Origin of the sequence: Micromonospora craterilacus, assembly GCF_003236315.1 — a bacterium.
GTDB lineage: Bacteria > Actinomycetota > Actinomycetes > Mycobacteriales > Micromonosporaceae > Micromonospora > Micromonospora craterilacus.
Map to the genome: position 1 here is coordinate 23,300 of NZ_POTY01000064.1, position 6,158 is coordinate 29,457.

A 6,158-nucleotide genomic window follows, 5' to 3' on the forward strand; every position below is an offset into this window, starting at 1 on the left:
GTGGACGTCTCGCGGCTCAAACAGAGCTGGTCCCTGGTCGCCGCACACGGCGACCAGGTGCCGCTCTACTTCTACTCGACGCTGTTCCTGGCGTATCCCGAGACCCGGCAGATGTTCCCGACCAACATGGCGGGTCAGCGGGATCGGCTGGTCACCGCCCTCGGTCACATCGTGTCCCAGGTGGACCAGCTGGACCACCTGGTCGGCTACCTGCAGGACCTCGGCGCCGACCACCGCAAGTTCGCGGTCCGGGCGGAGCACTACCCGGCCGTGGGGGAGGCGCTGCTGGCGACGCTGCGGCACTTCCTCGGTGATCAGTGGACCGACGAGCTGGCGCAGGACTGGACGGCGGCGTACGGGCTGGTGTCGAAGGTGATGACCGAGGCGGCGCAGGCCGCCGAGGCGGTCAATCCACCGTGGTGGGTGGCCGAGATCACCGGCCACGAGCGGCGGGCGTTCGACGTGGCGGTGCTGACGTTGCGCCCGCAGTACCTGCTGCCGTTCACCGCGGGCCAGTCGATCGGGGTGTCGCATCCGGCGGTGCGGTCGTGGCGGTACTACTCGCCGGCGAACGCGCCCCGCGCGGACGGCACGCTGGAGTTGCATGTGCGGGCGGCGCCCGGCGGCGCGGTGTCGTCGCGGCTGGTGTACGGGTGCGCGGTGGGTGACCAGCTGCATCTGGCGGCGCCGGTGGGTGACGGGTTGACGTTGCGGCCGGCCGGTTCGGCGGACCTGTTGCTGCTGGCCGGGGGCACCGGATGGGCGCCGTTGAAGGCGCTGGTGGAGCAGGTCGCCGCCGAGGGGCCGCACCGCCGGGTCGACCTGTACGTGGGGGCCCGCTCGCGCAGCGAGTTCTACGACAGCGACGCGATCGACAAGCTCGCCGCGTCGTACCCGTGGTTCCGGGTGACCCAGGTGGTGGGGTTGGACATGAACCGGCCGGGGGAGTTCGTGCACCCGGTGAACCGGGCGTTGGCCGACGGTGACTGGCGGTCCCGGCATGTGTTCATGTGTGGTTCCGACGAGATGGTGTCGCAGACGGTGGCGGCCCTGACCCGGTCCGGCTACCACGCCGGGCAGCTGCACTACGAGGGTCTGGGTCAGCACTGGTACGGCCCCGCGTGGCGGACGGCCGCCCCCGATGAGTCCGGAGGTGCCCGGTGACTGAACTCCGTAGCCCGAAGGGAGGGTCGGTGCGGTGAACGCGGCCCCGATCAGCAGGTACGACGGCACGCAGCACGTCGCCGGTGGTGTGCAGGTGCGGATGACCCCCGACCGGGTCCGGCGGTGGGAGTTCGGGTCGGCGTCGTTCGCCCGACGTGGCTACGACCAGTCCGACGTGGACCGGTTCCGGATGCAGGTGGCCGACGAGCTGGATCTGCTGGCCACCCAGGTGGCCAATCTGCGGGCGGAGAACGAGCGGCTCAACGACCATGTGGAGCTGCACCGGCACGGGGTGATCCCGAGTTCGGGTCCGGCCGCGAAGTCGCCGGCGGCAAAGGAGGTCAATCTGCTGTCGGCGGCGCAGCGGGAGGCCGAGCAGATCATCGCGCAGGCGCACGACTACGCCCGCAAGGTCGCCGAGTACGCCCGCACCCAGTACGAGAGCTACGTGCGGGCGGCGGTGGAGGAGGCCCGCCAGGAGGCGGAGCGGGCGGTGCAGGACTACCGCGCGTCGGCCGGGCCGGCGTTCGACGACGGAGTGGCCGCCCGGGAGGCGCTGCGCATCTACGGCGAGATGATGATCTCGCACATGCAGGCGGCGGCGCGGCATCTCGACGACGGCAGTGAGCACCTGGCCCGCACGATGGACCGGATCGGTGGGCCGCCGCCGGCCGCGGTGAACGGGGCGGCGGCGCGGTCGTTGCCGCGCCACCAACAGCGCTGACCCCGCCGGGCCGGGCCACTCCGCCGGGCCGCCACGCCGGGCATCGGCCGTACCGGTCGAGCGGCAGCCGCCGACCCCCGACCGGCACTGCCGCGCCAGTCGGGGGTCGGCGGGGTCAGCTGGGGGTGATCTGGCGTACCGCGTCGGCGATCGGGGTGACGCCGCCGACCAGTTCCAGGGTCAGTCCGGCGGTGGCGGGGGTGTCGAGCAGGGCGACGAGGACGGCGGCGACGTCGGCGCGGGTCACGGCACCGCGGGGCACCTGCCGGTCGAGGGTGATCCGCCCGGTCGGGTCGTCGTCGGTGAGCCGCCCGGGTCGCAGCACCGTCCAGTCGAGGTCCCGGCGGGTCAGGTCGTCCTCGGCGGCCTTCTTCGCGCGCAGGTAGGCGACGAACACCGGGTCGGTGCCGGCCGGCGGGTCACGGTCCACGCCGATGGACGAGACCTGCAGGTAGCGGCGTACACCGGCGGTCTGGGCGGCGTCGGCGAGCAGCGCGGCGGCGGCGCGGTCGACGGTGTCCTTGCGGGCGGCGCCGCTGCCCGGCCCGGCGCCGGCGGCGAAGATCACCGCGTCGGCGCCGGTGAGGTGCCCGGCGAGGTCGGCGACGCCGAGGTGTTCGAGGTCGGCGACGACGGGCTGGGCACCGGCGGCGGTGAGCGCGGCGGCGTGGTCGGGGTTGCGGATGAGGCCGACCGGGGTGTCGCCGCGGGCGGCGAGTTCCCGGTGCACCAGTCGGGCGATCTTGCCGTGTCCTCCGGCGATGACGACGCGCATGCCGCCAACCTAGCCGCGAGCGGTCACCGGCCGCGAGCGGTCACCGGCCGCGAGCGGCACCGGGTGGGGATAGGTCGCCGCCGGCCCGGTCCGGTGGCTGCGGGCCCGGTCCGGTGGCTGCAGGCCCGGTCCGGTGGTCGCCCTGTGGTCGGGCTGGTCGACCCGGTGAGCGGCTGCCCGGGCTCGCCGCGGGCGGCTCGGCTGGGGCAGCATGGGTCGGGTGGAAGACGTGATCGAGCCGGTGGCGGGGCTGGTGGCCGGCGGCGGGGTGGTGGTGCTCAGCGGCGCCGGACTGTCCACCGAGTCGGGCATTCCCGACTATCGGGGGCCCAGCGGGGCTACTCGACGGCACACCCCGATGACGTACCAGACCTTCACCGGAGACCAGCTGGCGCGCCGCCGCTACTGGGCGCGCAGTCACCTGGGGTGGCGGCTGATCGCCCAGGCGGCCCCGAACGACGGGCATCGGGCGGTGGCCCGGTTGCAGCGCGCCGACCTGGTGGCGGGGATCATCACCCAGAACGTCGACGGACTGCACACGGCGGCGGGCAGCCGCGACGTGGTGGAGCTGCACGGCCGGCTCGACGAGGTGATCTGCCTGGGCTGCGGGGACCGCACGCCCCGGCTGGACCTGGACCGGCGGTTGCGGCTGGCCAACCCGGGATTCGTCGGGCAGGCCGGCGCGGTCAACCCCGACGGTGACGTGGAGCTCGGCGACGCCGAGGTGGCCGGGTTCCGTACCGTTGACTGCCTGGCCTGCGGCGGGCTGCTCAAACCCGACGTGGTGTTCTTCGGCGAGATGGTGCCCGCCGCCCGGGTCCAGTCGTGTTTCGCGATGGTGGAGCGGGCCCGGCTGCTGCTGGTGCTGGGGTCGTCGTTGACGGTGATGTCGGGGCGCCGGTTCGTGCTGCGCGCGGCGAAGCACGGGGTGCCGGTGGTGATCGTCAACCAGGGGCCGACCCGCGGTGACGGGTACGCCCAGCTGCGGGTGGACGCGCCGCTGGGTCGGCTGCTGCCGGCCCTCGCCGACCGGCTCCTCGACACCTCCGCCGCCGCCCCGGCCGGCCGGTAAGGAAGGGCCCCTTCTTAACGCCTGGTGTAGAGCACGGGCCCCTTGTTAACACCCGCCGGCCGCCGCCGCGCCCGGCGCTGCCGGCCCGCTGGTGCGGCCGGTCAGGGGGTTCGCGGCGGGCCGGCCGGGACGCTGGTAGCGTTGATCGCGCCGGTAACACCCGCGTGGGAGAGACCGCCTGGCGGCAGCCAGGTCGGCGCCGAAGGGGCAAATCCTCCCCGGAACCTCTCAGGCAAAAGGACCGCGTGGGGCAGGCACTGTGGAGCGCCCGCGGGGTGTGACAGAGGGGGAGGGCCGACCTGTCGACCCCCGCCCCCGCAGGAGCGCCGCCCATGACCGCAGAGCAGTTCGCCGACCGTCACATCGGCCCCGGACCGGACGACGAGCGCCGGATGCTGGAGGCCGTCGGATACGCCTCGATCGACGAGCTGATGGACGCGGCGATACCCGAGGTGATCCGTTGGCACGGTCGGCTGGACCTGCCGGAGCCGGCCAGCGAGCACGACACCCTGGCGGAGCTGCGGTCCCTCGCGGCGCGTAACACCGTCGCCGTGTCGATGATCGGGTTGGGTTACCACGGCACCCACACCCCGGCGGTGATCCGCCGCAACGTGCTGGAGAACCCGGCCTGGTACACCGCGTACACGCCGTACCAGCCGGAGATCAGCCAGGGCCGGCTGGAGGCGCTGCTGAACTTCCAGACCATGGTGTGCGACCTGACCGGGTTGGCCACCGCGAACGCCTCGATGCTCGACGAGGGCACCGCGGCGGCCGAGGCGATGACGCTGGCCCGGCGGGCGTCGAAGAGCAAGAGCCCGGTGTACGTCGTCGACGCGGACACCCTGCCGCAGACCGTCGCGGTGATCACCGGCCGGGCCGAGCCGCTCGGCATCGACGTGCGGGTCCTCGACCTGGACACCGAGCCGCTGCCGGCGGAGTTGTTCGGCCTGCACCTGCAGTACCCGGGCGCCTCCGGGGCGGTACGTGACCACGCCCCGCTGGTCGAGGCCGCGCACGCCGCCGGGGCGCTGGTCACCGTCGCGGCGGACCTGCTGGCGTTGACGCTGCTGCGTCCGCCCGGGGAGGTCGGCGTCGACATCGCGGCCGGCACCACCCAGCGGTTCGGGGTGCCGATGGGCTTCGGCGGGCCGCACGCCGGCTACCTGGCGGTGCGTTCCGGGCTGGAGCGGATGCTGCCGGGCCGGCTGGTCGGGGTGTCCCGCGACGTGGCCGGCGACCCGGCGTACCGGTTGGCGTTGCAGACCCGCGAGCAGCACATCCGCCGGGAGAAGGCGACCAGCAACATCTGCACCGCGCAGGTGCTGCTCGCCGTGATGGCCAGCATGTACGCGGTCTACCACGGCCCGGACGGGCTGCGGGCGATCGCCCGGCGCACCCACGAGATGGCGGCGCGGCTCGCCGCCGGGCTGCGGGCCGGCGGGGTGAGCGTCGCCGACGTGGCGTTCTTCGACACCGTGACGGCGATCGTGCCCGGTCGGGCGGCCGAGGTGGTCGCGGCCGCCGAGCGACGGGGGGTCAACCTGCGGCAGGTCGACGTCGACCGGGTCGGGATGTCCTGTGACGAGACCACCACCGGCGCGCACCTCGCGGCGGTGTGGGCGGCGTTCGGCGTCGACGGGGTCACCGGTGAGGTGGCCGCGGCGTTGCCGGCCGGGCTGGCGCGCACCGGTGACTTCCTCACCCACCCGGTGTTCCGCACCCACCGGTCGGAGACGGCGATGCTGCGTTACCTGCGCCGGCTGGCCGACGCCGACTACGCCCTGGACCGGGGCATGATCCCGCTGGGCTCGTGCACGATGAAGCTCAACGCCACCACCGAGATGGAGCCGGTGAGCTGGGCGGAGTTCGCCCACATCCACCCGTTCGCCCCGGCCGGGCAGACCGCCGGCTACCGGGAGCTGATCGGCCAGTTGGAGGGGTGGCTGGCGGAGGTGACCGGCTACGACGCGGTCAGTGTGCAGCCCAACGCCGGCTCGCAGGGTGAGCTGGCCGGGCTGCTGGCGATCCGGGCGTACCACCGCAGCCGCGGCGAGGCGCACCGGGACGTGTGCCTGATCCCGTCGTCGGCGCACGGCACCAACGCCGCCAGCGCGGTGATGGCCGGGATGCGGGTGGTGGTGGTCGGCTGCGACGCCGACGGCAACGTCGACCTGGTCGACCTCGACGCGAAGATCGACAAGCATCGGGACGTGCTGGCGGCGATCATGGTGACGTACCCGTCGACGCACGGGGTGTACGAGACGGGCATCGCGTCGCTGTGCGCGAAGGTGCACGACGCCGGTGGGCAGGTGTACGTCGACGGGGCGAACCTCAACGCGCTGGTCGGGTTCGCCAAGCCGGGCCGGTTCGGCGCGGACGTGTCGCACCTGAACCTGCACAAGACGTTCTGCATTCCGCACGGC

The 6,158-nt window shown here is 73.6% G+C and carries 5 protein-coding genes and 1 riboswitch; of the genes, 4 read left to right on the forward strand and 1 reads right to left on the reverse strand.

Features of this window, described 5'->3' with window-relative positions; all coding sequences use genetic code 11:
• Together C1I95_RS12755 and C1I95_RS12760 are read left to right on the forward strand one after the other, a co-directional pair.
• Nucleotides 1–1,164, forward strand: a complete 1,164-nt coding sequence (locus tag C1I95_RS12755; protein ID WP_111214017.1) for a globin domain-containing protein — start codon at nucleotides 1–3, stop codon at nucleotides 1,162–1,164.
• A 34-nt stretch (nucleotides 1,165–1,198) separates the two neighbouring features.
• Nucleotides 1,199–1,888 (forward strand): DivIVA domain-containing protein, encoded by a 690-nt coding sequence (locus tag C1I95_RS12760; protein WP_111214018.1) that lies wholly within the window; start codon nucleotides 1,199–1,201, stop codon nucleotides 1,886–1,888.
• Nucleotides 1,889–2,003: 115 nt separating this feature from the next.
• Here C1I95_RS12760 and C1I95_RS12765 read toward each other — a convergent pair whose 3' ends face one another.
• Nucleotides 2,004–2,663, reverse strand: a complete 660-nt coding sequence (locus tag C1I95_RS12765; protein WP_111214019.1) for an SDR family oxidoreductase — start codon at nucleotides 2,661–2,663, stop codon at nucleotides 2,004–2,006.
• A gap of 211 nt (nucleotides 2,664–2,874) precedes the next feature.
• Here C1I95_RS12765 and C1I95_RS12775 point away from each other — a divergent pair, with 211 nt between their 5' ends.
• Complete coding sequence (locus tag C1I95_RS12775; RefSeq protein WP_111214021.1) at nucleotides 2,875–3,735, forward strand: NAD-dependent protein deacetylase; 861 nt, start codon at nucleotides 2,875–2,877, stop codon at nucleotides 3,733–3,735.
• Nucleotides 3,736–3,890: 155 nt separating this feature from the next.
• Nucleotides 3,891–3,989: riboswitch (glycine riboswitch) on the forward strand.
• A gap of 78 nt (nucleotides 3,990–4,067) precedes the next feature.
• Nucleotides 4,068–6,158 (forward strand): aminomethyl-transferring glycine dehydrogenase (gene gcvP, locus C1I95_RS12780; RefSeq protein ID WP_111214022.1); only part of this gene is annotated, 2,091 nt, incomplete at its 3' end.